General features: G+C 55.7%; 1 protein-coding gene. It reads left to right on the top strand.

Annotated features, from left to right (window positions below; all coding sequences use genetic code 11):
* The first annotated feature begins 78 nt into the window (after positions 1 to 78).
* The gene (locus EYC95_RS30005) at positions 79 to 1,392 is read left to right on the top strand and encodes an IS4 family transposase (protein ID WP_131063535.1); all 1,314 of its coding nucleotides are present in this window, start codon (positions 79 to 81) and stop codon (positions 1,390 to 1,392) included.
* Positions 1,393 to 1,401: the final 9 nt, after the last annotated feature.

Genomic DNA, 1,401 nt, shown 5'->3' with positions numbered 1-1,401 from the left:
TAATGCCAGTCAGTTAAGAAATTGACTTGCCCGCCCAGCAGTAATAGAAACGGGCTTATGTTTTTATGAGCCCGCTTCATGTCCCTACAAAACGCCCTTCAAGAAGTTACCAAACTCAATCCGATCTCTTTCGAACGCTTTGCGCAACTGATCGATCCCCTGTGGATCGAGCAAGCGCTGGCCTCGACCGGAACGGTTTCTCTGCGCCGTAGACGCCTGCCGGCCGAGCGTATTGTCTGGTTGGTGGTGGGGTTGGCCTTGTTCAAGAACGAGCCGATTTGGCTCATCGTGCAGCAGCTGGGACTGGCTTTGGGCGAAGCAAAGGTGCCTGTGCCCAGCGCAGCAGTCCAGGCCCGGCAACGGCTGGGAGCAGAGCCCCTTGCCGCACTGTTTAAGCAATTGGCAGAGTCATGGGGCGGTGCTGAGCAGCCAGCTTCGGCTGGCTTTTTAGGGTTACGCAGCTTTGCGGTAGACGGCGTGGTTTGGTCCACCCCTGACACACCAGAAAACCGCCAAGCCTTTGGTGGCGGGCGGACTCACTCGGGAGACGGAGCCTGGCCACAAGTGCGCGGTGTTTGCCTGATGGATACCTATAGTCACTTGATTCGGGCTGCCTGTTTTGGCGAGTTTGCTGTCGGCGAACTTCGCTATGCCAAAGGTCTGGAGAAAGCGGTAAGCGATCATTCGGTGACGATTTTTGACCGCGCCTATTACTCGGCGGCCCTCTTGCTCGACTGGCAGCACAGTGGAACCGAACGGCACTGGCTCATGCGGGCACGCAAACCGCTCAAGTACGAGGTGATCGAAGAGTTGGGCGCCGGTGATTGGCTTGTGCGACTGACGGTTTCCAGAGATGCGCTCAAGCAACGTCCAGACCTTCCTAGCCATTGGCAGGCAAGACTGATTGAGTACTCGATAGACGACAAACCCCGCCGCTATCTCACCTCGTTGATCGATGCCGAACGTTACCCTGCCAATCAGGTGGCGGGGCACTACAACGAACGCTGGGAAATCGAGTTGGGTTACCGCGAGATCAAGCAAAACCTGCTCAAAGGAGAGCAATTACGCAGTAAACAACCTGATCTGGTGCGTCAAGAACTGTGGGGAACTCTGCTGGCCTACAACCTGATCCGTCAGGAAATGCGCTTGATGGCTGAAGAAATAAAGGTGGTACCGCAACGCTTGAGTTTTCTCTGGTTGTCTCAAGCGGTCAGCAATGCGCTGCGCTTCTGTCCGCTGGAAACGCCAGGCACGATCCCTAAACGACTGGCAGAACTGAGAATCCAGGCTCAGCACTTCATACTGCCAGCCAGACGAGAGCGAAGTTACCCAAGAGTGGTCAAGCCTAGACCAGTCAAATACCCCAAAAAGAGGGCTGGAGGGCTTAACTGACTGGCATTA

This window comes from Pseudomonas sp. BGI-2 (assembly GCF_004310295.1).
Lineage (GTDB): Bacteria > Pseudomonadota > Gammaproteobacteria > Pseudomonadales > Pseudomonadaceae > Aquipseudomonas.
The sequence above is the reverse complement of the archived record's forward strand: the minus strand, read 5'-3'. Positions and strand labels throughout refer to the sequence as shown.